This window comes from Aeromonas sp. BIGb0405 (genome assembly GCF_024807335.1).
Classification (GTDB): domain Bacteria; phylum Pseudomonadota; class Gammaproteobacteria; order Enterobacterales; family Aeromonadaceae; genus Aeromonas; species Aeromonas rivuli.
Genome location: NZ_JANUEP010000005.1, coordinates 54050 through 76449 on the forward strand (window position 1 = coordinate 54050; position 22400 = coordinate 76449).

At 55.9% G+C, this 22400-nt stretch carries 23 protein-coding genes; 3 read left to right on the top strand and 20 right to left on the bottom strand.

Translation table 11 applies throughout. The features are described 5' to 3' along the window. Positions 1–88: 88 nt before the first annotated feature. On the top strand, positions 89–1111 hold the full coding sequence (locus M2366_RS13210) for a GGDEF domain-containing protein (RefSeq protein ID WP_224431296.1): 1023 nt from the start codon (positions 89–91) through the stop codon (positions 1109–1111). Between the two features lie 74 nt (positions 1112–1185). Here the strand turns inward: M2366_RS13210 and luxS are convergent, their stop codons facing one another. Genes luxS through M2366_RS13230 form a run of 4 tightly spaced genes read right to left on the bottom strand, consistent with a single transcriptional unit; the run spans position 1186 to position 4280 of the window. Next, positions 1186–1695 carry an S-ribosylhomocysteine lyase gene (luxS, locus tag M2366_RS13215; RefSeq protein WP_005895411.1) on the bottom strand — a complete coding sequence of 170 codons (510 nt, stop codon included), beginning with the start codon at positions 1693–1695 and terminating at the stop codon, positions 1186–1188. 18 nt (positions 1696–1713) lie between these two features. Further along, positions 1714–2310, bottom strand: coding sequence for a transglycosylase SLT domain-containing protein (locus M2366_RS13220; RefSeq protein WP_042044188.1), 597 nt, complete (start codon positions 2308–2310; stop codon positions 1714–1716). Next, positions 2310–2648, bottom strand: coding sequence for a nitrogen regulatory protein P-II (glnB, locus tag M2366_RS13225; protein WP_005895417.1), 339 nt, complete (start codon positions 2646–2648; stop codon positions 2310–2312). Before glnB ends, M2366_RS13220 begins: the two co-directional genes overlap by 1 nt. Before the next feature lie 9 nt (positions 2649–2657). Next, positions 2658–4280, bottom strand: coding sequence for an NAD+ synthase (locus M2366_RS13230; protein WP_259269928.1), 1623 nt, complete (start codon positions 4278–4280; stop codon positions 2658–2660). On the opposite strand from M2366_RS13230, the gene M2366_RS13235 reads away from it, so the two are divergent. Further along, complete coding sequence (locus tag M2366_RS13235; RefSeq protein WP_259269929.1) at positions 4279–4920, top strand: GspH/FimT family pseudopilin; 642 nt, start codon at positions 4279–4281, stop codon at positions 4918–4920. The genes M2366_RS13230 and M2366_RS13235 overlap by 2 nt on opposite strands. A gap of 2 nt (positions 4921–4922) precedes the next feature. Here the strand turns inward: M2366_RS13235 and M2366_RS13240 are convergent, their stop codons facing one another. The 12 genes from M2366_RS13240 to murJ form a co-directional block, all read right to left on the bottom strand. Then, the gene (locus tag M2366_RS13240) at positions 4923–5207 is read right to left on the bottom strand and encodes a TapY2 family type IVa secretion system protein (RefSeq protein WP_259237019.1); all 285 of its coding nucleotides are present in this window, start codon (positions 5205–5207) and stop codon (positions 4923–4925) included. Next, the gene (locus M2366_RS13245) at positions 5204–8806 is read right to left on the bottom strand and encodes a PilC/PilY family type IV pilus protein (protein ID WP_259269930.1); all 3603 of its coding nucleotides are present in this window, start codon (positions 8804–8806) and stop codon (positions 5204–5206) included. The genes M2366_RS13240 and M2366_RS13245 overlap by 4 nt, the downstream gene beginning before the upstream one ends. Positions 8807–8816: 10 nt before the next feature. Further along, the gene (tppD, locus tag M2366_RS13250; RefSeq protein WP_224431301.1) at positions 8817–9248 is read right to left on the bottom strand and encodes a type IVa pilus pseudopilin TppD; all 432 of its coding nucleotides are present in this window, start codon (positions 9246–9248) and stop codon (positions 8817–8819) included. Then, positions 9245–10228 (bottom strand): PilW family protein, encoded by a 984-nt coding sequence (locus M2366_RS13255; protein WP_310504072.1) that lies wholly within the window; start codon positions 10226–10228, stop codon positions 9245–9247. The genes tppD and M2366_RS13255 overlap by 4 nt, the downstream gene beginning before the upstream one ends. Positions 10229–10245: 17 nt before the next feature. Next, complete coding sequence (pilV, locus tag M2366_RS13260; RefSeq protein WP_259237016.1) at positions 10246–10821, bottom strand: type IV pilus modification protein PilV; 576 nt, start codon at positions 10819–10821, stop codon at positions 10246–10248. Between the two features lie 6 nt (positions 10822–10827). Beyond that, entirely contained in the window at positions 10828–11232 is a 405-nt protein-coding gene (locus M2366_RS13265) for a type IV pilin protein (RefSeq protein ID WP_259237015.1), read from the bottom strand. Positions 11233–11341: 109 nt separating this feature from the next. Then, a complete protein-coding gene (ispH, locus tag M2366_RS13270) occupies positions 11342–12277 on the bottom strand; it encodes a 4-hydroxy-3-methylbut-2-enyl diphosphate reductase (protein ID WP_259269931.1) in 936 nt (311 codons plus the stop codon). Positions 12278–12356: 79 nt separating this feature from the next. Continuing rightward, on the bottom strand, positions 12357–12812 hold the full coding sequence (gene fkpB, locus M2366_RS13275) for an FKBP-type peptidyl-prolyl cis-trans isomerase (protein ID WP_259269932.1): 456 nt from the start codon (positions 12810–12812) through the stop codon (positions 12357–12359). Beyond that, positions 12809–13324, bottom strand: a complete 516-nt coding sequence (gene lspA / locus M2366_RS13280; RefSeq protein WP_042044196.1) for a signal peptidase II — start codon at positions 13322–13324, stop codon at positions 12809–12811. The genes fkpB and lspA overlap by 4 nt, the downstream gene beginning before the upstream one ends. Continuing rightward, on the bottom strand, positions 13324–16185 hold the full coding sequence (ileS, locus tag M2366_RS13285; RefSeq protein ID WP_259269933.1) for an isoleucine--tRNA ligase: 2862 nt from the start codon (positions 16183–16185) through the stop codon (positions 13324–13326). Before ileS ends, lspA begins: the two co-directional genes overlap by 1 nt. Further along, positions 16185–17159 (bottom strand): bifunctional riboflavin kinase/FAD synthetase, encoded by a 975-nt coding sequence (gene ribF, locus M2366_RS13290; RefSeq protein ID WP_259269934.1) that lies wholly within the window; start codon positions 17157–17159, stop codon positions 16185–16187. Before ribF ends, ileS begins: the two co-directional genes overlap by 1 nt. A gap of 61 nt (positions 17160–17220) precedes the next feature. Continuing rightward, positions 17221–18786 carry a murein biosynthesis integral membrane protein MurJ gene (gene murJ / locus M2366_RS13295; RefSeq protein WP_224431308.1) on the bottom strand — a complete coding sequence of 522 codons (1566 nt, stop codon included), beginning with the start codon at positions 18784–18786 and terminating at the stop codon, positions 17221–17223. A gap of 191 nt (positions 18787–18977) precedes the next feature. Here murJ and rpsT point away from each other — a divergent pair, with 191 nt between their 5' ends. Further along, complete coding sequence (rpsT, locus tag M2366_RS13300) at positions 18978–19241, top strand: 30S ribosomal protein S20 (RefSeq protein ID WP_005892298.1); 264 nt, start codon at positions 18978–18980, stop codon at positions 19239–19241. 48 nt (positions 19242–19289) lie between these two features. On the opposite strand, the gene M2366_RS13305 is transcribed toward rpsT, so the two are convergent. From M2366_RS13305 to nhaA, 4 genes are read right to left on the bottom strand one after another with little or no spacing between them, the layout of a single operon-like run. Continuing rightward, complete coding sequence (locus tag M2366_RS13305; RefSeq protein ID WP_259237010.1) at positions 19290–19592, bottom strand: metalloregulator ArsR/SmtB family transcription factor; 303 nt, start codon at positions 19590–19592, stop codon at positions 19290–19292. 49 nt (positions 19593–19641) lie between these two features. Next, entirely contained in the window at positions 19642–20574 is a 933-nt protein-coding gene (gene nhaR, locus M2366_RS13310; RefSeq protein WP_042044201.1) for a transcriptional activator NhaR, read from the bottom strand. Beyond that, a complete protein-coding gene (locus M2366_RS13315) occupies positions 20561–20950 on the bottom strand; it encodes a hypothetical protein (RefSeq protein WP_370736623.1) in 390 nt (129 codons plus the stop codon). The genes nhaR and M2366_RS13315 overlap by 14 nt, the downstream gene beginning before the upstream one ends. Before the next feature lie 14 nt (positions 20951–20964). After that, positions 20965–22155, bottom strand: coding sequence for a Na+/H+ antiporter NhaA (gene nhaA / locus M2366_RS13320; RefSeq protein WP_042044203.1), 1191 nt, complete (start codon positions 22153–22155; stop codon positions 20965–20967). Positions 22156–22400: the final 245 nt, after the last annotated feature.

The following is a 22400-nucleotide window of genomic DNA, read 5'->3' on the forward strand; positions in this document are numbered from 1 at the left end:
GGGGAGCTAATGGCATCCACCTGCTGCCTTTTACAACATCTCTCTGTCATACTGGCCGAAATTGTGTGCCCCATAAGACATGGAACTCATGAGCAAGGATTCATTCGCGCAGTCCGCCGCCTACCTGAAGCAGGCGGTTCCTCTGATGATCAAGTATCAGATCCCCACCACGCCTGCCAACTATACCCTCTGGTACAGCTATGTGTCGGCCAGCATGCCCGAGCTGAATCACGCCATCGATCAGGCCATCAAATTGCAGGGCACCTGCTCGTTGACGACCTGCGAGCGCCTGTTCCACCAGCATCTGGCGGCTCAGGACGAACAACAGATCGAAACCATGAAGCTAAGCCTCGCGGCCATGACCAGCGAACTTGGCCATACCATGCAGGATGCACTGTCAGACACCGGCGCCTTTCAGACCATGCTGGATCGCAGCTTCGATCGACTGAGCCAGATCGAGGATGAGGGGCTCAGCCTCGACGATACCATGGGTATATTACGGGATCTGGTGCGCGAGTCTCGCGATGTGCGCATGTCGACCATGCACTTTCGCAGCCAGCTAAGCAATGCCGAGAAGGAGATCAAGGAGCTGAGGGAGATGCTCAACGAGACCCGCAAACTCGCCAATGAGGATGCGCTGACCGGCCTGCTCAACCGACGCGCCTTCGGGCTGGAACTTGAGAGCCTGATCCGCAGCCGTCATCCCTTCTCCTTGATCCTGGCCGATATCGATCGCTTCAAGAGCTTCAACGACGAATACGGCCACCTGCTTGGCGATCAGGTGCTGCGCGCCTTCAGCCAACGCATGCGCGAAGGCTGCCGGGATGGCATCACCGCTTACCGCCTCGGCGGTGAGGAGTTCGCCCTGCTGCTGCCTGGCCGCAACCTCTCCCTTAGCCGTCAGATGGCAGAGAGTCTGCGCCGTGCCATAGAGAAGATGTCGATCCTGGATCGCAAGTCTGGCAAGCGCATCGATCACATCACCTCGTCGTTCGGAGTCGGTGAGTTCAACGGCCAGGAGACGGGGGATACCCTGGTAGAACGTACCGACAAGCTGCTCTACAAGGCAAAGGAACTGGGTCGTAACCGGGTGATGCCACTGGCACTCTGACGATCTTGCCTGCTTACCCTCCACCAAAAAGAGGGGCCGCTATCAGCGGCCCCTCTCGTGTTTGTCTTACCCTATTACAGGGATTTGAGCTGCTCTTCCGGCAAGGCGAGCGCATCGTTGTGGTTTACACCCACCCCACGAGCCAGCACGTTGCGGGCAATATCCTGAGCTTCATCCAGAGAGTGCATGGCATAGGTGCCGCACTGATAGAGGTTCAACTCGGGGATCTGGGACTGATCCTGCACCTTGACCACATCCGCCATGGCCGCCAGCCAGGCTTTGCCAACCCGCGCCTCATCCGGCGCGCCTATCAGGCTCATGTAGAAGCCGGTGCGGCAACCCATGGGGGAGATATCGATGATCTCGACCCCGTCACCGTTGAGGTGATCGCGCATGAAGCCAGCAAAGAGATGTTCGAGCGTATGGATGCCACGCTCGGAGAGGATCTCCTGATTCGGCAAGCAGAAGCGCAGATCGAACACGGTAATAGTGTCTTTGCTCGGGGTCTGCATTGTCTTGGCCACCCGCACGGCAGGGGCTTCCATACGGGTATGGTCGACGGTAAAACTGTCCAATAACGGCATGTCTGAACTCCTGATTAGTTACGAAAACCAGCCCCCGCTGGAGAGCTGATCCTTGCATTGTCGATACTGGGCTCCGTAGCGCTGGGCACGGGCCTCTACCTTGCGGGAGACCTTCATCAGCCACCCCTTGCTGCGGTAGCTGCCACGGCGATAGCCACCCCAGCCTTCGTGATAATTCAGATACTGGCCGTAGGCATCCCACTTGGAGGTGCCATTGAGCTTCTGAGCCTTGTTAGTGTACCAGCCCATAAAATCGATGGCGTCGGCAAAGTCATCGCGGCTGCTCCAGCTGTTGCCGGTCTCCCGCTGATAATCATCCCAGGTATCATCTTTGACCTGGGCATAGCCATAGGCCGAACTGGCCCGTCCCGTGGGGATAAAGAGGAAATACCCCATAGGTGGCTGGGCATCATGTACGAAGGAGGACTCCTGATACATCATGGCCATCACCACCTGGACCGGCGTGCCCCAACGTTTCGACATGTCGAGGGCCGCCTCATGCCAGTCAGGCTTCTCACGAAAGATCTGACACAGATTTTCCGGCTGGGCTGGCGGCGAACTACTGCAGGCGGCGAGCCCCAACGACAGGCTCCCAAGCACGAGGCGCTTCCACATCAGATAGCGTCTTCGTTCTCTTCGCCGGTGCGGATGCGGATCACCCGTTCAACCTCACACACGAAGATCTTGCCATCCCCTATCTTGCCGGTGCGGGCCGTGTTCTGGATAGCCTCGATGCAGGCATCCAGCTCCTCGTCTTGCACGATCAGCTCAACCTTGACCTTGGGCAGGAAATCCACCATGTATTCGGCACCGCGATACAGCTCGGTATGACCCTTCTGGCGTCCGAAGCCTTTGACCTCGGAGACCGTCATGCCGTTGATGCCGATCTCGGCCAGGGCTTCCCGTACATCGTCCAGCTTAAATGGCTTGATGATGGCTTCAATCTTCTTCATGGTGACTCCTTACCAGTTCTGTTTGCCAAACCCGGATGTGATGGGGTAACGGCGATCCTTACCAAAATTACGGGGCGAGATACGTGGCCCCACCGCGGCCTGACGGCGCTTGTATTCGTTGATGTCCACCAGCCGGATCACCTTGCGCACCGTGGCTTCCTCAAAGCCCTCCGCCACCATGTCGGCGACCGAAGCATCTTGCTCCACATAGCGTTGCAAGATGGCATCGAGGATCTCATAGGGGGGCAAGCTGTCTTGATCCACTTGGTCAGGGGCCAGCTCTGCCGAAGGCGGCCTATCGATGACCCGCTGCGGGATCACATAATCGACGCTGTTGCGGTATTCGCAGAGTTGGAACACCAGCGTCTTGGGTACGTCCTTGAGCACATCAAAGCCGCCCGCCATGTCACCATACAGGGTGGCATAACCCACGGCCATCTCACTCTTGTTGCCGGTAGTCAGCACGATGCGGCGCCGCTTGTTGGAGAGCGCCATCAAGAGCACACCGCGGCAGCGCGCCTGCAGGTTCTCTTCCGTGGTATCTCGGGCGGTGCCCTCGAACAGGGGGGCAAGCTGAGTCATGAAGCCCTCGAACATGGGCTCGATGGAGATGATGTTGAATTCAACTCCCATTCGCTCGGCCTGCTCCTTGGCATCTTCCACGCTCATCTGGGCCGTATAGCGGAACGGCATCATCACTGCCTGTACCTTGTCATTGCCAATCGCATCGCCGGCGATAGCGAGGGTCAATGCCGAATCGATACCGCCGGACAGACCCAGCACGGCGCCCTGGAAGCCATTCTTGGTGATGTAATCACGTACCGCCAGCACCAAAGCCTGATAGACCTCGGCCAGGGGAGCCAGAGGCGCCGCAGGCTCGCGCTCCTTGCGGGGCTGACCATTGTCAAAATGAACCAGCGCCAGCTCCTCTGCGAAGGGAGCCAATCTGTGAGTCAGCTCCCCCTGGCCGTTGAACACCTTGGAACAGCCGTCGAACACCAGCTCATCCTGACCGCATACCTGATTGAGATAGACCAGCGGCAGGTCAGTCTGGCCGCAGCGCTCCGCCATCAGCTCGCGACGGATCCAGGGTTTGTCCTTGTCATAGGGCGAGGCATTGATGGTGAGCAGCAGCTCGGCACCCGCCGCCTTGACGGCCATGGCCGGACCCGGTTGCCACAGGTCTTCGCAGATAAGCAGGCCCAGTTGATGGCCTCGCAAGTTCACCACACAGGCCTCGTTGCCGGCGCTGAAGTAACGCTTCTCGTCAAAGACCCCGTAATTGGGCAAGTCTTGCTTGAAATAGCGGACGAGCAGTTCACCGTTATCGTACAAGGAAGCGGTATTGTAGAGTTTGCCATCCTCGCGCCAGGGATGGCCCAGCAAGATGGCACAGGAGCCCTGCCAGGCGGCAACGCGAGCCAGGGCCGCCTCGACCCGCATCATGAGATCGGCGCGCAGCAAGAGATCTTCCGGCGGATAGCCGGTCAGGGCCAGTTCGGAGCAGACCAGCAGATCGGCCCCTTGTGCTGAGGCTTGCTCGGCAGCGGCCAGAATTTTGTCACAGTTATCTTCGATGGCGCCTACCGTCAGGTTTAACTGGGCAAGCATCAGGGAGAGGGCTTTTGCCATGGCGATGATTCTTTCAACCGAAATGATGGGGAATGATAAAGAAAAGGCGCTGGCTGTGCCAGCTCAACCCTTGTACTTTGCCTGGCACTCTGGCGTGAAGCAGATAAGCTGTAGTCAATCAGCGGAGATTTCATCCATGGAAAGGCAGATAAAGGGGTTTACCTTGCTTGAACTGATGATAGCCGTCAGTCTGGGGGTCATTCTGCTCGGTATCGGTGCTCCCGCCCTGTCCAGCCTGGTAAATGAGAATACCCTCAAGTTTGAATCCCGCACGTTATTGAAGCACCTGCGCTTTGCTCGCAGCCAAGCCATTGACAATCAGTTCTCGGTCACTGCCTGCCTGGCCGATGCCAACGACAGTTGCGTCCTCGCCAACCCGACCCAGATGCTGATCTTTATTGATGATGATGCGAGCAATGCCTTCAATGGAGGAGAGCTGTTGCTCGCCAGGAGTCACCCCTTCCCGGGCACCATGACCATCGTCAATAACAGGCGTACCACACTGTTCAGCCCCGATGGTACCAGCCTGGGTACAAATGCAACCCTCAATCTCTGCGCTCAAGGCATGGCTCAGATTAATCTGGTCATTGCCCCATCAGGACGCTCCACTCAGGCTACCCAGAACAACATCTGTCCTTAACGCTACCTCAGCTGATTCGCATCCTGCAGCTTCGCTTCTTTCGACTGAAAGACCTCCCCCAAAGGCAGGCACTCCAACACCTTGTTCACAGGTTGAATGACACCATTGACCTCGTATCCCTTGCCCTTGAATTTTTCCTGTATTGCCATGGGGGACGCGTCCCCCATAGTGCCCTGTAACACCACTCGCTGGCCGCTGGCCAACTCGACATAACACTTCATATCGGCAGCCAGCGCTCCTACCGGCATGCTCAGACCAAGCGCCACCATCCAAGAGAGAAGCCTCATTGTGTTTCTCCTTCATACAGGTAGATTTTCTTGGGCGACATATCCATCTCGGCTTCTTCCGCCCCCTGGACACATTCGCCAGCTCCGGTACAGCGCTCTGGTTCGCCGCTGCCATCATCTTTCAGGATAACTTCATCGCCAGTACCACCTCCAATGATCCGAATTTTGGCGTCATCCCCTGCATGCACCACCAGATCATCGGCCACCTTGTTTTGCACTTCGACATACCTTTCTGGCGTCTTATTGCCATCCAGGTCGACCACATATTTAAATGAGGTGCCGTAGTGCATATCCACCATGTACTGACGAGCGGCCCCGATGGATTGAATGGTGCATTGCTGGAAAGACTGAACTTGTGGCAAGAAGGAAGTGAAGTAGAGTTTTCCCTGCAGAACCACACCGGCACCCATGGATTTCTCGCCCGGCTCATTGAGCCAATTTACCCACCCCTTGGCACTGGTGATCCCCGCTTTAACTGTCAGTATGCCGTCATCTGTGGTCTGTGCTGACAAGGGATCGTTCGTCACATCATAAAGATTGGAGACGAGAATGGGAGCAGGCACGGCACTAGTAGAACTTCGCACGGCCACATCATAGTCACGCAGCATAAAGTAACCATTGTGGACCGTTGACTCCGATGAGGGACGGTTACGGTCACCACTGCCGATCAACACAGCATCGAAGGGACGATCCTGATAGGAGTATCTAGGGTCTCCTCCCACAACGGTACGGGTGACCTGCTTATTGATGGTTCGCACTACGATAGGTTGAGTAAAGAAACGACGATCATCGGCCTGGACATTGTCGGACCCCAAGTTTGCCAATTTGATCACACTGAGCCGGCTGAGGGTCAACGCCGCCTGTGGGTTGTTGGCATCGGTGAATATATCCATACGCCAGATATTACCGCCGGTGTCGCCCACATAGACTCTATCTATCTTGCCATCACCGTCACTATCCAGTGTGGCAACAGAGCCAGGCATACTATCGTCCATACCTGACACCTGAAGGTTTTTAGTCGACGTCACACCAGGTGTGGCACTGAATAGCAAGTTGCCATTGGTCGAGTCCACGATATAAATCCCGCGCCCCAGGCTATCGCCACTTCCCAAGCCCAGCTCGTCCTTATTCACGTCATATCCACCTGCAAAAATCAGCACTGGATCCGTGACCCCTGGAATAAAGGCAACCTCCGGCACAGACCATGTCAACCCTAATCCGCCAAAGCCTGCTGTTTGAGCATTAATATTCCATTTCAGACTTGGCGTATCTGGTGAGGATATATCGAACGCATAATAGGCATTACCACCACTGCGCAGTCCGGTGAAAAGCCAGACAAAATCCCCCTCCGATGATTTCAGAACACCATTTCTATTGGCATCTTTTATCAAGGCCACAGGGGAAGAATCAACACCATAAATATGCTCTGCCGATTCAGCGTTGATTCGCAGGGCTTGCTGGTTTCTCATAAATTCATAAGGGATGGTCGCCCAGCTTTCATCTACTGTTCTCCCCATATCTTTAAACATGTGCAGGAAGCCGGCATTTGTACCAAACAGAATCCTTAAGTCAGGGGCATCGCTAGGATTACCGGATTGGGGGCCATAGTTCAAAACCAAAGGACGAGAGTGGAGGGGGTCACCCATAATATGGCTTCGAATAAGGGTCGATGAATCAAAATCCTCATCATCGACATCAGACCCTTTGGACCAGTTAATTAACTTATCTAACTCAGTAGTATCACTGACCTCCATAAAGCTCATCAATGCAGCTTCACTACCCGCTTGCGCTACCAGATTAGCTTTAGTGAGCGAATCCAGCCTGCCTTGTCCTTTATTGATGACATAAAGGTTTCGATTGCTCTTGGCCGCTAACATCTCCTGAGCCCCACCCTCGGCGACTTTGTTACCATCTCTTCCAGATGACCAGAAGGTTTGTGCACTATCAATAATAGTTCCATCCGCTTTAATGGCTGGCAGCCCTCTACTGTCCACCACATAGCCATCGGCAGAAAACTCCAGTTTTTTGAGATTACCACGCCATCTGGGGCCATCATCTGGTTCGAACATGGCATAGTAAATATTGTTCAGACTTCGGGTACGGTCAAAGTTATTACTGGCGATAGCCGGTGACACTAAAGATGTATTTATACGAAGGATGGCCAACAAAGATGATTTAAGTGCATCCGTTAATGCTGACGCATTGGTCGCGGGATAGTACTCACCACCACCTCTTCTCGCTGCCTCGGCCAGTAAATTCCCCGCACCGGTAATCGCCTCATCACCAAACCCAACAGTAAAGGTCGTTACTGTTTGAGTTCCGGGTGACACACTATTAACATCCTTGTGCTTCATATAACCAGCCAAAGCAGCTAAATAACTACTCCTTCTGTTATTCCCTGAACCATAAGAAACAGTAGAGCCATAAGCCGCTTTCTCGTCGGCTGTGAGTGTGTTTACCAACCCCTGAACGAAAGTATCTGAAGAGGTATCTTGGGTCGGTTCACCGTCGGTGATATAAATAACATAACCATTATTTGAACAGTTATCATAGGGTGCCTCATAGGTTCCCTCTGGATTCTCGGCAGACTTATCTCGAGTTCCTCCTTGCAAGCCATATACGACTGACTTACCACCAAAAAACTGATATGCCTCACGCAACGTTTCACACAAAGGTGTATTGGTACTAGCTGTCAATTCTTCCACTCTATCCAGCAAATCTTGCTCACCCGTTTTACCATTTGCCAAGGTTATCTCGTTCCCTAGGATATCCCGTAAAATACGGCCACCATTGTTATCACTATCATCATTTCGATTGAACACCGCCAGACCGAAATCAACACCGGGCGTGGATGATATCAGCCCACTCACCGCATCTTTGGCAATGCGCAGCCTCGATTGAATAGAAAAACCTGTGGGCCCATAATACCAGCGAATATAATTGGCAGAATAGAGTAGCACGCTAGTGTTGCTGGCGTTATCATAGTTATTTATATTTGTGGTATAAAACCAAGTTCCGCTATTATTACCTGTTTTATCAACTGGATATCCACTCCCAACGGACCAGCTCCCTGTGTAAGGATTTGCAGGGTTACTGGCAAGAACGTCCTGTTTGCAGTCGACCAAATATATACTGCTTTCCCGATAACTACTGATTGAATTCCAATCACCTCGACCACGTCCAGGCGGGGTGCCGTTGTTGACCTCGTATGTCCAAACTTGCGATTGAAAATAGCCTATGTTAGCCAATGGTGTTTTTGATGTAGCGCAAGCATTTATCTTATCGGAAAAACGCTTGGTGCTGGTTATTTCTGGCACCGAACCATCTGTCGAAAAATATATATATTTTTTACTGCTATTTGTATCTGGATCACTGGAGAGAGGGGGGTAGGTTGTCGCTGGATTATAAGACTCTTTCACCTGCTCCATGGTTTCGCTCATGCTGCCGGAATTATCAAATATCAGCAGCACCTTGGGTCTGAAGTCACCAGCTTTATTGAAGTCATAGATAAACAGTTCGGTATCATCCGCCCTGACGGTCGTTGCACACAGCACCAGACAGCTCCAGCACAATGCCACTCCAGCTTTGCGTAACCACATATCTTTGCTCCTATTTGGTGAGCAGTGGTTGCTCAACCCCGACAGTCCAATCCATTGGTCGAGCATGCTTGCCATAATTCAGCTCCGCTTGCATCTCAACATATTTACAAGCGGGGATCACATTCTGGCTGCTGGCATCGAACTTGCGCTTGCACACGGTTTCGGCGCGATCGATCAAGGCAACGGATGCCGAGACATTGCTGCTGTTTACATTGACGGCCGCACTGGCGCCCATATTAGCGATCAGAGTCGAGACATTGTTACTTCGCATGGCAGCCTCAATGACTCCCTCCAACTGATGTTCGGCCTGGCGCAAGCTGGCGGCAGAGCCCGCCATCTTGAGATCTTGGCCTGATGACTGCATGACCACCACGGCAATCAGGGTCAACGGCAGCAGGATAAAGAGTGCAACAATCAACGCCACACCACGCTGGGTTTTCATGCCCCTCCCCCTAAGATCATCGCCGGGTTACGCAAGGAGACACTCGTCTCCAACAACAGCCGACGAAAGCCATCGCCATTCCCTTGTACGCTGACGCTGCCAACCTGATAGATATTGTTATTTACATAATTGGTCGAAGCGCGCAGCGATCGCACCAGAATAAAGACTCTGGCGGCAATAACACGCCCCTCACTCCACTCTTGGTCAGTCACATTATTGGTCGCTACATATCGCTCAATAGTTCCGTCCGGTACCAAGCTATCATCGACCCCAAACAGCACACTCAGCCTCTCGATCCCTTCGGCCATGGCACCACCAATGAGAAGTGACCCACCATTTGCAGTCAGGTAGCGCTTTCTCAGCTCTGGATTACCTGTCGCTGTATTTGGGGAGAGATAGTAGACAAAATGCTGGTATTCCCATAGCTGACGCGCTGGCATGGCCGCATCACTAGGCACAGCCTCACCCCCTTTAAACATCTGGGCCGCTTGGGTGGTTGTCGCAAGGTAGAAACGGTTTCCCGTGGCAACCCCATCAGCTAGAGGGCGCCCGATCAGTCTCTTGATGCTGATCACATCTGTATTGGCCATACGTGACGCTGCAGGTATGCAGGCAAAGGCGCCACCTGTGATCACTTTACTGTTATCAACCCTAGTCACCCAGAGTGGGCGGATTGAGCCTGCACTAGCTGGCAAACTGCCGCGTCCCAACTCATCCAAGCAGTCATCTGAACCCGCAATCGCAGCACCACTGCTAAGGGTCACCCCTTGCCCAACCGTCATGGGCAGACCAGTATAATCTCCCCAGAAGCCAGCCCACTTTAGATCCTGAGTCAACAAGCGCATTGCCACCCGGCCATTTTCCTGCAGTTCACTCTGGTCAAAGGAGTCTTCGGTAGTGGATCGAGACACCACAAAGATACTCAGTCCGCCGCCCACCAGAAACACGCCAATCACCATGGCGATCAGCCACTCAATCAACGTGAATCCCCCGGACTTCATAGCGTCGTCGTCAGGACAAACTGACGCCTTTGGTTATCTGCCACATCATCCACCCCACAGTCGTCCCGAACATCGGCCACGGCACTGGCTCCATCGGACAGCGCCTCCTTGCCACGCCAGAAGATACCGACAGTGAGACTATTGTTAGCACCCCGTATTACGCAGCCTACAGGGACCTGCAAGGAAGAGGCTGCCCCCGATACCCCGGCGCCCAATAGCGACTGTTGCCAGTAAAAGAGGTCTAGGTTGCGCAAGTCGCTGCGGCTGCACGCGGCCATGGTGCCATCAGCGTTGGCGCATCCAGGCAGGGCCTGATTAGTGCTTCCGGAGATCAGGTCAACTGTTTGACCCGACCAGCTATCTTTGTTGATCCTCACCCTCTCGACCAGATCGTTGGCGAGCCAGCTGGCAATAGTGCGTTGACGGGATTCGTAACTGGAGAATTTGGCAGTGGCCTGCATGGCAACCAGCCCCAGCAGACCAAAGGAGAGCACCACGGCGGCGATCATCACTTCCAGCAGACTAAAGCCATGCTGGAGTTGCCGCCTCCTCAGAGGTGTGGTGGCTAACATTGTCTCTTACCAGCATTCATCGTTTTGATTCCCGGCCAAATTTTCTGCCTGTGTGGCTCCATCTTGATCGAGGGAAAAGATAATACAGTCGCTGTCTTGCCCCTGAGCACCTGATGCCGTCGCAAACAGAATGTAGCTATTTGCTGCGGCAGAGATCACCAGATGGTAGTAGCCGGAATCAGAAACGTCAGGCATGTTGAGAGGTCCTGCCGCCGATGCGTAGCTGTTAAAGTCCATAAAATAGGTTTCTTGCCGGTTAGCGGCATCCAACAGCATCTTTTTGGCTTCAACACGGTGGCTAGACAGCACATAGCGCTGATAAGAGGGGTAACCAATTGCACCGAGGATCGCCACTATGGCGACCACGATCATCAGTTCAATGAGAGAAAAACCTCGAAAAGACCCAATCATGACCCATCCTTGGCGATTGAATATTTCTTAGTCTAACGCCAGATTTGTCATTGCAACAAACCTGGCGTCAGTATCTTCACACTTTGTTCTTAAGCCTGATCAGGGCTAACTAAATAATTCTAAGTTCAGGGGGAACTTCGAACACCACATTCTCTTCGCGGCCCGGGTGTTCGGCTACGATTTTGCCCCCCAGCTCACGCAGCCGGGCGATGACATTCTTCACCAGTACCTCAGGCGCCGAGGCACCCGCCGTCACACCTATGGTCTTGACCCCCTCCAACCAGACTGGCTCTATCATGGTAGCGTCGTCGATCAGGTAGGCACGGGCCCCCACTTTCTCGGCCAGCTCACGCAAACGGTTGGAGTTGGAGGAGTTGCGCGAACCGACCACCAGCATGGCATCCACCAGCCCGGCCATTTCCCGTACCGCATCCTGGCGGTTCTGGGTGGCGTAGCAGATATCGTCCTTGCGCGGCCCCTGGATCTTGGGGAACTGCTTGCGCAGGGCATCGATGACATCCGAGGTCTCATCCACGCTCAGGGTGGTCTGGGTGACAAAGCAGAGATCGTCCGGGTTCTTCACCTTGAGTTTGGCTACATCGTCCGGCGTCTCCACCAGGTACATGCCGCCCTCAGGGTTTTCATACTGCCCCATGGTGCCGATCACCTCAGGATGGCCTGCGTGGCCAATCAACACGGCTTCTGAGCCCTTGCGGCTGGCACGGTGGACTTCCATGTGCACCTTGGTCACCAGCGGACAGGTGGCATCGAATACCTTGAGGGCACGGGACTTGGCCATCTCGCGCACTGTCTTGGCCACGCCATGAGCGGAGAAGATGACGATGCTGTCATCGGGCACCTCATCGAGCTCCTCGACGAACACGGCTCCCGCATCTTTCAGCTTGTTCACCACGTAGCGGTTGTGTACCACCTCGTGACGCACATAGATGGGGGCACCGAATTTTTCCAGCGCACTCTCGACGATGCTGATCGCACGATCGACACCGGCACAGAAGCCACGGGGATTAGCCAGTAGAATATCCATCAGATCACCTCACTCATGCTGAGGGCACCATCGACATCAACGCGACAAAAGCCACGGGGGTTAGCCAGTAGAATATCCACTATCCATGCACCTCTTCCACGTCATCGACGGCCAGGATCTCCACCTCGAAGGTGACGGTATGACCGGCCAGAGGGTGGTTGAAATCGACCGTGACCGACATGCCTTCCACCGCCCGCACTATGCCGGGCAGCTCGCCGCCATTGGGCTGGTCGAAGACGATGATGGCGCCGACGGTGGGCTCCACATCCGCACCGAATTTGGCTCGGTCCAGATGGTAGATGTTGTCCGGGTTGGACAAACCAAATGCCTGCTCCGGCGCCAAGGTGAAGCTCTTGGCCTCCCCTTGCCGCAGGCCCAGCAAACACTGCTCGAAGGTATCGGTCAGGCTGCCATCCCCCATCGTCAGACGGGCCGGTTTGCCGTGCAACTGAGTGCTGTCGGCGACGGAGCCATCTTCCAGCTTGATGGTGAAGTGGAACAGCACAGTGCTGTCATGGCTGATGAGCTTGCTCATACCGACTCCTTGCCGTGCTTGTTCGCCGCCTTTTCGCTTCGAAAACCTTCCAGCACTATCATGGTCGCACCGATGAAGATGAAGCTGTCGGCCAGGTTGAACGCAGGCCAGTGGGAACGCTGCCAGTAGAAATCGAGGAAATCGACTACATGGCCCAGCACCAACCGATCGAACACGTTACCAAGGGCCCCGCCGATGATGAGCGAATAGGCGATACCGCTCCAGCGCATGGTCACCGGCTGCTTGCGCAGCCAATGTATCAGCAGGCCACAGATAGCGAAGGCCAACAGGGCGAAGAACCAACGCTGCCAGCCCCCCTGCTCGGCCAGGAAGCTAAATGCCGCGCCCTTGTTGTAGACATGCACCAGATTGAAGAAGGGGGCGATCTCCACCCCCGGGTAGCCAAACGGCAGCATCTTGACCACAGCCAACTTGGTCGCCTGGTCAAGGATGAAGGCCACAACCGCCAGCCACAGCCAGCGCAGGCCACTCTTTTCATGAGTCATCTTCATCAAGCAAATTGACGAGCTTCGCCGTCACCCTCAACGTTGCTGACGCAGCGGCCACAGATCTCTTCGTGACCTGCTATGGCGCCCACGTCTTCCACATGGTGCCAGCAGCGATCGCACTTGGCGGCCGCAGACTGGGCTACATTCAGCCACAAATCGTCACGCTCGGTCGCAACGCTGCCTTCCGGCATGCTGTCTGCCAGGACTACGTTGGCCTTGGAGGTAAGCAGCACGAAACGCAGCTCGTCGCTCAGGGCATTGAGACGCTCGGCCAGAGCCGGCTTGGCGAACAGGGTCAGCTCGGCCTGCAAAGAACCGCCGATACGCTTCTCACCACGGGCGGCTTCCAGGGCCTTGTTCACCTCACCGCGCACGGTCAGGATCTCGGCCCAGAACTCATCCCCCATCTGCTCACCGGCAGCCAGGCCATAGAGGCCGTCATACCACTCTTCGGTGAACACGAACTCGGTCCGCTCACCCGGCAGCAGCGCCCAGATCTCATCGGCGGTGAAGCTCATGATGGGCGCCATCCAGCGCACCATGGCCTCGGCGATGTGATACAGCGCGCTCTGGCAGGAGCGACGGGCCAGACCATCAGCCTTGGCGGTGTATTGACGGTCCTTGATCACATCCAGATAGAAGGAGCCCATCTCGATGGAACAGAACTGCATCAGCTTCTGAGTCACCCCATGGAAGTTGTAGGACTCATACGCTTCGATGATCTCGGCTTGGACAGCCTGAGCACGGCCCACGGCCCAGCGATCCACCACCACCATGTCGGCAGGTGCCACCATGTCGGTTGCCGGGTTGAAGCCGCTGAGGTTGGCCAGCAGGAAGCGAGCTGTGTTGCGGATGCGGCGATAGGCATCGGCACTGCGCTTGAGGATCTCGTCGGAGACGGTCATCTCGCCGGTGTAGTCGGTGCTGGCTACCCACAGACGCAGTATGTCGGCACCCAGTTTGTTCATCACATCTTGCGGGCTGACCACGTTACCGATGGACTTGGACATCTTGCGACCCTGACCATCGACGGTGAAGCCGTGGGTCAGAACCTGGTTGTAGGGCGCCTTGTTATTCATGGCCACCCCTATCATCAGGGAAGACATGAACCAGCCACGGTGCTGATCCGAGCCTTCCAGATAGAGGTCGGCGGAGTGGCCGTTGAACTCGGGGCGTGCAGCGACCACAGAGGAGTGGGTCGAGCCCGAATCAAACCAGACATCCAGGGTGTCAGGCACCTTGTCGTAGTTGTCGGCGTCGGCTCCGAGCAGCTCGGCCTTGTCCAGATCCCACCAGGCCTGGATGCCTTCTTGCTCGACCCGCTTGGCAACTTCGTGCATCAGGCGCACGGACTCCGGGTGCAGCTGCTGGGTCTCTTTGTGGACGAACAGGGAGATGGGCACACCCCAGGTACGCTGACGGGAGATACACCAGTCCGGGCGATTCTCGACCATGGCCTGGATGCGGTTCTTGCCCCAGGCCGGTACCCAGCCGCTCTGACCCTGCTGCGCGATGCCATCTTGTTCGATGCGCTCAATCTCGGCCAGCGCCTGCTTGCGCAGCCCTTTCTGTTCCATGCTGATGAACCACTGGGGGGTGGCACGGAAGATGATTGGGGTCTTGTGACGCCAGCAATGCGGATAGGAGTGATTGAACATCTTGTGATGGAGCAAGGCACCATGAGTCTTGAGCACTTCGACCACTGCGGTATTGGCCTTGAACACATGCTGACCGGCGAACAGCTGGGTATCCGGCAGGTAGACGCCGTTGCTGCCAACCGGGTTAGCCACTTCCAGACCGTACTTCTGGCCGACCACGAAGTCTTCCTGACCGTGACCAGGTGCCGTGTGCACGGCGCCGGTACCGGCATCCAGGGTGACATGATCACCCAGTACTATGGGCACATCAAAGTTGTAGAACGGGTGCTTGAAGCGCAGCAGATCGAGGGCTGCGCCCTTGGCATAGCCCAGATTGTGGAACTTCTCGATACCGGCTCTGTCCATCACGTCCTTGACCAGATCGGCGGCCAGGATCAGGCGCTCCGGGTGCTCACCTTCAACCTGGACCAGGGCATAGTCCAGATCCGCATGCAGCGCGACGGCACGGTTGGCCGGTAGGGTCCAGGGGGTGGTCGTCCAGATAACGACGGCGAGCGCGCCACGACCAAAATGACCCTCGGCACAGTCGAACTTGGCCGCCACGTCAGCCTCATCGACGGCCCTGAAACGCACATCGATGGAGGGGGAGTCCTTGTCGTAATACTCCACTTCGGCTTCAGCCAGGGCGGAGCCACAGTCGGTACACCAGTGCACTGGCTTGGAGCCCTTGTGCAGGTGGCCGTTGTCGACGATCTTGGCCAGGGAGCGGATGATGTTGGCTTCGGTGCCAAAGTCCATGGTCAGGTAGGGTTTCTCCCAATCCCCCAACACGCCCAGACGGACGAAGTCGGTCTTCTGGGCCTCAATCTGGGTCTTGGCGTACTTGCGACACTCGGCGCGGAATTCGGCAGCGGAAACCTTGACGCCAGGCTTGCCAACCTTGCCTTCCACTTTCAGCTCGATGGGCAGACCATGGCAGTCCCAACCCGGCACATAGGGGGAGTCAAAACCGGACAGCCCCTTGGACTTGATGATGATGTCTTTGAGGATCTTGTTGACCGAGTGACCGATGTGAATGCTGCCGTTCGCATAGGGAGGGCCGTCATGCAGGATAAATGAAGGCTTGCCCGCTTTGGCGCGGCGAATCGCCCCGTAGAGATCCTGATCGTACCAACGCTTGAGCATACCGGGTTCGCGCTTGGCCAGATCGCCACGCATCGGGAACTCGGTTTCCGGAAGATTCAGGGTGTGTTTATAGTCGCTCATCAGTCCTGGGTTCCCTTCTTTTCTAAAAGAGTGCTGGGTAAATTGAATAACGGCAGCCCAAACCAGGCTCGGGCTGCCTGGGCATCTCGTTCGATCTGCTCTTTCAAGGCGGAGAAAGAGGCAAATTTTTGCTCTTCGCGCAGTTTGTGGCGAAGCAGCACCTTGACCTGTTGACCGTAGAGATCGCCAGAAAAATCAAATAAATGTACTTCCAATCTGGCCTGCGAGCCGCTCAACGTCGGCCTCACACCCACATTGGCGACACCGGGGAATAGATTGCCGGAACATACCACTTCCACCGCAAACACGCCACCGACCGGGCTGACCCGGCGCTTGAGGGCAAGGTTGGCCGTCGGGAAGCCGATGGTGCGCCCCAGCTTGTCACCATGAGCCACCCGGCCAGTGATAGCATAGGGACGACCGAGCATCAGTTCCACCTCGGCCATGCGCCCCGCGCTGAGGGCTTCCCGCACTAGGGTGCTGCTGACCCGCTGGCGGGCAAGCTGGAAGCTCTGGGTGCTGACCACCTCGAAACCGTGACGGCGTCCGGCTTGTTGCAGCAGTTGAAAATCCCCTTCCCGGCCCTTGCCGAAGCGAAAATCATCCCCCACCACCAGGTAGCGAACCCCCAGTTTCTCGACCAGCAGCTGCTTGATAAAGGTGTCGGCTGACTGGGCGGCAAACTCGCGGCTAAAGTGCACGCAAAGCAGGCGGTCTATGCGCAGCGCCGCCAGCGCCTCCACCTTCTCTCGCAGGCGGGAAAGGCGGGCGGGTGCGTCATCCCCTGCAAACAGCTCCAGAGGCTGAGGCTCAAACAGCATGACGCAAGCTGGCAGCCCAAGCGCCGCAGCCTTCTCCTGCAAGCGCGTCAACACAGCCTGGTGACCCTGATGGACCCCATCAAAGTTGCCAATGGTCAACACACAGCCCTGGTGACGGGGCTTGAGATTGTGAATACCGCGGATAAGCTCCATCAGTGCCTTGTGTTCTGCTGCTGTCGAAATCGCCGGATTATATATCAGGCGGCGGTCTGGATCAGCCCTCGCGGCTGGATTTCAGGTGTCGTGGCCGAATTCCGAGCACAAGCAGGCAGATCCCGTAGACGCCGCCCCCTATCAGCAGCAGCAGCGTCAGCTCCCAACTGGCCTTGGCCATGCTCCAGGCTCCCCATTGAGCGAGATCCGGTGACAGGTAGCCAAGCAGCCCCCCCATCATCAGGGTCGCCGCCAATAACTTGAGGCAGAAGAACCCAGTCTGACGGGATGGGCGATAGACGCTCTGTTGATACAAGCCTTTGAATAACAAGGCGGCATTCAGGGTCCCGGCACAGGCAGTGGCCAGCGCCAATCCCACATAGCCGAGGGGGTAGATGAAAATGAGGTTGCACACCATGTTGGTCACCATCGCCATGATGCCGATCCGCACCGGAGTCTTGGTGTCCTGGCGGGCGTAGTAACCGGGAGCCAGCACCTTGATCAACATCAGTGACAACAGACCCGTGGTAGAGGCCAGCAGACTGGCACTGGACATGGCCACCTCATGCAGACCGAACTCACCACGCATGAACAGCACCCGCAGTATGGGCTCACGGAGCATGGCAATCCCGATCATGGCGGGCAGGCCGAGCAGCATCACCATGCGCACCCCCCAATCCATGGTGCGGGAAAAATCGGCAGGATCTGAATCCACATGTTTTTTGGCCAAGGCAGGCAAGATGACGGTGCTGATGGCCACCGCAAACAGCCCGAGCGGAAATTCCAGCAGCCGATCCGAGTAGTAGAGATAACTGATGGCACCGGTGGCCAGGAAGGAAGCGAGCATGGTGTTGATCAGCAAGTTGATCTGGCTGACCGAGACGCCAAACAGCGCCGGGATCATCAGGGTACGGATCTTGACCACCCCGGGGTGATGCCAGCCCCACTTTGGCCATACCAACATGTTGATTTGGCGAAGGAAAGGATACTGGAATAGAAACTGTACCAAGCCGCCCAAGAAGACCCCGATGGCCAGGGAGAGCTCGGGCCTCTCCATCAGCGGCGCTATCCACCAGGCCGACGCTATCATGGTGATGTTGAGAAAGACGGGGGTAAAAGAGGAGACGGCGAAGCGGCCGAAGGTGTTGAGTATGGCCCCCGCCATGGCGGTAAAGGTGATAAACCAGAGGTAAGGGAAGGTTATCTTGAGCATCAAACTGGCCAGCTCGAACTTCTCGGCGGCCGGACCACCATGTAACCAGTCCCAGAACCAGCCCCAGCCAAACAGCGCCGTCAGCACACCGGAGCCCAGCACACCGAGCAGAGTCACTATGGTCACTATGCCGCCAAGGGTCCCCGCCACCGCCGCCAGCAGCTCGCGTACCTCTCGCTCATCGCCATTTTTTTTGTACTCGGTCATGACGGGGACGAACGCCTGGTTGAAAGCACCTTCGGCAAAGAGCCGCCGCAGGAAGTTGGGAATACGATTGGCAAAGAAGAAGACGTCGGCAGCCGCGCCGGCACCGAGCAGATTGGCGATAACCACATCGCGAACCAAGCCCATCACACGGGATACCAGTGTCATTGAGGACACTATCATACCGGATTTGATCAATTTCTTACTCAAGACGAGGCCTCTGGAACTGTCAGAATGGAAAGAATGCTGCTAGAATCGGCCGACAGTTTAACCGCCTCCCAACTGACACACCACCGGGGGGCGGTGTTTATTTGCACAAATCATTTGACAATATGTGGTTGAGAAGGCATATTTCCGGGCCTTTTCAATACACTCGCTAAGACAGTTTTAGGAGTTTTACCTTGGCTAATATCAAATCTGCTAAGAAGCGCGCGATTCAGTCAGAGAAACGTCGTCAACACAACGCCAGCCGTCGTTCAATGACCCGTACCTATCTGAAGAAAGTAATTGCTGCCATCGCTTCTGGCGACAAAGCTGCTGCCGTTGCTGCTTTCGCTACCGCTCAGCCGATCATGGATCGCATGGCTACCAAAGGCCTGATCCACAAGAACAAAGCTGCTCGTCACAAGAGCCGCCTGTCTGCCCAGATCAAAGCTATGGCTTAATCAGCTTCGGCTGAATAAAGCAAAAAAACCGGCCTCTGTGCCGGTTTTTTATTTATCTGTCGTGCAGTAAAGTGTGTGCAACAAACCTATCATCTCGCGCACCTCATGGCTGCGCAGCGAATAATAGACCGTCTGGGCCTCTTTTCGCGTCTCCACCAACTCATCCCGCCGCAGTACAGCCAGGTGTTGTGACAACGCAGACTGGCTCAAGCCAAGTACTTCATTCAATTCGCCCACCGACAACTCCTTGTCTAGCAGCTGACAAAGAATGAACAGCCTTCTCTCGTTGGCCAGCGCCTTGAGCAAGGCTACCGCCCTGCCTGCATTCGCCTCCATCTCCTCCAGTACCATGGCGCTCTCCTCTGACGTCAATGGCGATAATAGCTTGATTGGCCTCAATTTAAAACGACAGGGTCGCTGGCTGTATGGTGGAAAAGTTCTCCTGCCCGGCAAACAGGAAAGAGAAGTCACTCTCGCATACCCGCTTGACCGCCGGGTGCTGGATCATCCGCTCGGCAAAGATGACGTAATACTCCTCCATCAAGTCCTGGGTCTCGCCGATCAGCATGACCCCCTCCCCTTCCAGTATCTCTTCCCGGTAGATGGTGGGCGCCATAAAGATACCCTGGTTGAAGAAACCGAACGCTTTCATCAACGCCGCGTCATCGAATTCGCCCAAAATGCTGGGGGAGATGCCTTGCTGCTCGAACCACTGGGTCAATTGACGCCCCATGGCGGTACGGCGACCCGGAATGAGCAACTTGCGCTCCTCCAGACAGGCGGGAAAGGGTTTCTCAGGCAGTGGTGCCTTGCAGAAGAAGCTGACCCCACAGCCGCCGAGCCGCTTGGAGAGCAGGCCGGCATGCTGGCTGGAGTCCACAGGACAGTCGGAGAGGATCATGTCGAGCTTGTGCTCGCTCAATTGCTCGAGCAGCAACTCGTGGGTCGATTCGAAACAACGCAGATGGATGGAGCCATCATTGGGAATGACGGAGAGCAGTACCCGGCTAGCCAGGCGCTTGGAGAGCGCATCGGCGATACCGACGTCGAACAGTATCTGGCTCTCCTTGCGGTAGTTGACGATATCCAGCATCTCGTAGGAGAGGCTGAACATCTTGTCGGCATAACGAAACACCAGCTGGCCCAGCTCGGTGGCCTCCAGAGAGCGTCCCTTGCGTTTGAGCAGCTTGCCCCCCAGTCGATGCTCCAGCAGCTTGATCTGGCCTGTGACCGTCTGGGGAGTGAGGAAGAGTGCCTCCGCCGCCTGCGTGACGGAGCCCTTCTTCTGAGTCATCCAAAAATAGTAGAGGTGGTTGTAATTAAGGTGTGACATCCGATGGGGTTTCCGCGCTGCGCGGACTCCGGTAGCAGCTGAGTTCAACCGCCAGAATGTCATACATGTCGCTGACCGAGTCAACCTTGTTTGCCGCGAACTGGTTAATCAGGGTCTGTTTCAACTTGACGGCATCGGGTCGGCGCTGGTCACAGTAGCGTTTGTTGTCATGCTTGAGTCGCTCACCGACCCGGCTGCGCAGCGCTCGCTCCTGGAAGGTTTCCCCAAAGCGGGCGCGGGCCTGTTGATCGCCCATGCCCAGGGCGCCATCCACTACGCCATCGAGATAGGCAGAGCAGTCAGGCGAAACGGCATCCTGCTTGCATTGTTCCAACCCGCTGGCCCATGCCATGGTCGGCCCAAGCAGCATCAACATCACCACTATCTTCCTCATAACCCCTCCGTACTCTGATTGGCGATCCCCTTGGGCAGGGACAAGCGCAGGGCGACATAGCCCACCACGGCGGCCAGGGTAGAGCCGACCAGTATGCCCAGACGCGAGTAGCTGCCGTAATCCATGCCGCCGTGCTCGAATGCCAGGGAGGCAATGAACATCGACATGGTAAAGCCTATGCCGCACAGAATGCTGACCGCAAAGATCTGGCGGAAGTTAACCCCAGGTGGCAGCTGAGCGATGCCCAGACGCACCGACAGCCAGCTGATGGTGAATACGCCCAATGGCTTGCCCACGAACAGACCCAGCATGATGCCCATTGGCACAGGGCTCAGCAAGGTATCCAACCCTATGCCATCGAGGGAGACACCAGCATTGGCAAAGGCAAACAACGGCAAGATCAGATAAGCACTCCAGGGATGGAGCTGATGTTCCAGGTGCTTGAGCGGCGAGACATGGCGCTCCCCCTTGAGGGGGATCAGGAAACCAACCACTACCCCGGCAAGGGTCGCATGGACACCTGACTTGAGCACGGCAACCCAGAGCACCAAACCGACCAGCATGTAGAGGGAGATGCGATCCACTCCCCGGCGATTCATCCACACCAGGATCAGCGTGGCCACCAGACCCACCGCCAGCGCCGTCAGTGACAGCTGCTGGGTGTAGAAAAGGGCAATGATGATGATAACCCCCAAGTCATCCATGATGGCCAGCGCCAGCAGGAACACCTTGAGGCTGGTCGGTACCCGCTTGCCGAGCAGCGCCATGACACCGAGGGCAAAGGCGATGTCGGTAGCCGCCGGTATGGCCCAACCTGCCCGGGTCACGTCGTCCGAATAGTTGAAGAAAGAGTAAAGCAGGGCAGGCACCAACATGCCCCCCACTGCAGCAATGGCCGGGAAGGTCGCCTGCTCCCTGGAAGAGAGTGCCCCTTCCATCATCTCCCGCTTCACCTCCAGACCGACCAGCAGGAAGAAGATGGCCATGAAGCCATCGTTGATCCAGAGCAGCAGGGGCTTGTGGATATCCAGTGCAGAAATACGCACCTGAACCGGGGTGTTGAGAAAGGCTTGATAGGCATCAGCCAAACTGGAGTTGGCGAGCAAGATAGCAACCAGTGCCGCCAGGATAAGAATAATCCCCGAAGCGGACTCCAGTTTCAGAAAGCGTTTTAATACATCACTCATGGTCAAGCTATCCCCCAAAAATCCTATTGGATTCAGTCTAGACAGGGATGGGAACAATGAAAAATCGTTTCTTACAGCCTAAACCAACGGAAAAACCGAAGGCAAAATCTTAATGAGCGGCTATAAGCATATATCAAGCCACTGGGCACTAGGTCGAACCGGCACTCTATCAATGAATAGTTACCTTCATATTTGCATATTTTGCATATAAAGAAGAGATGAAAAAGGCGCCCGTAGGCGCCTGA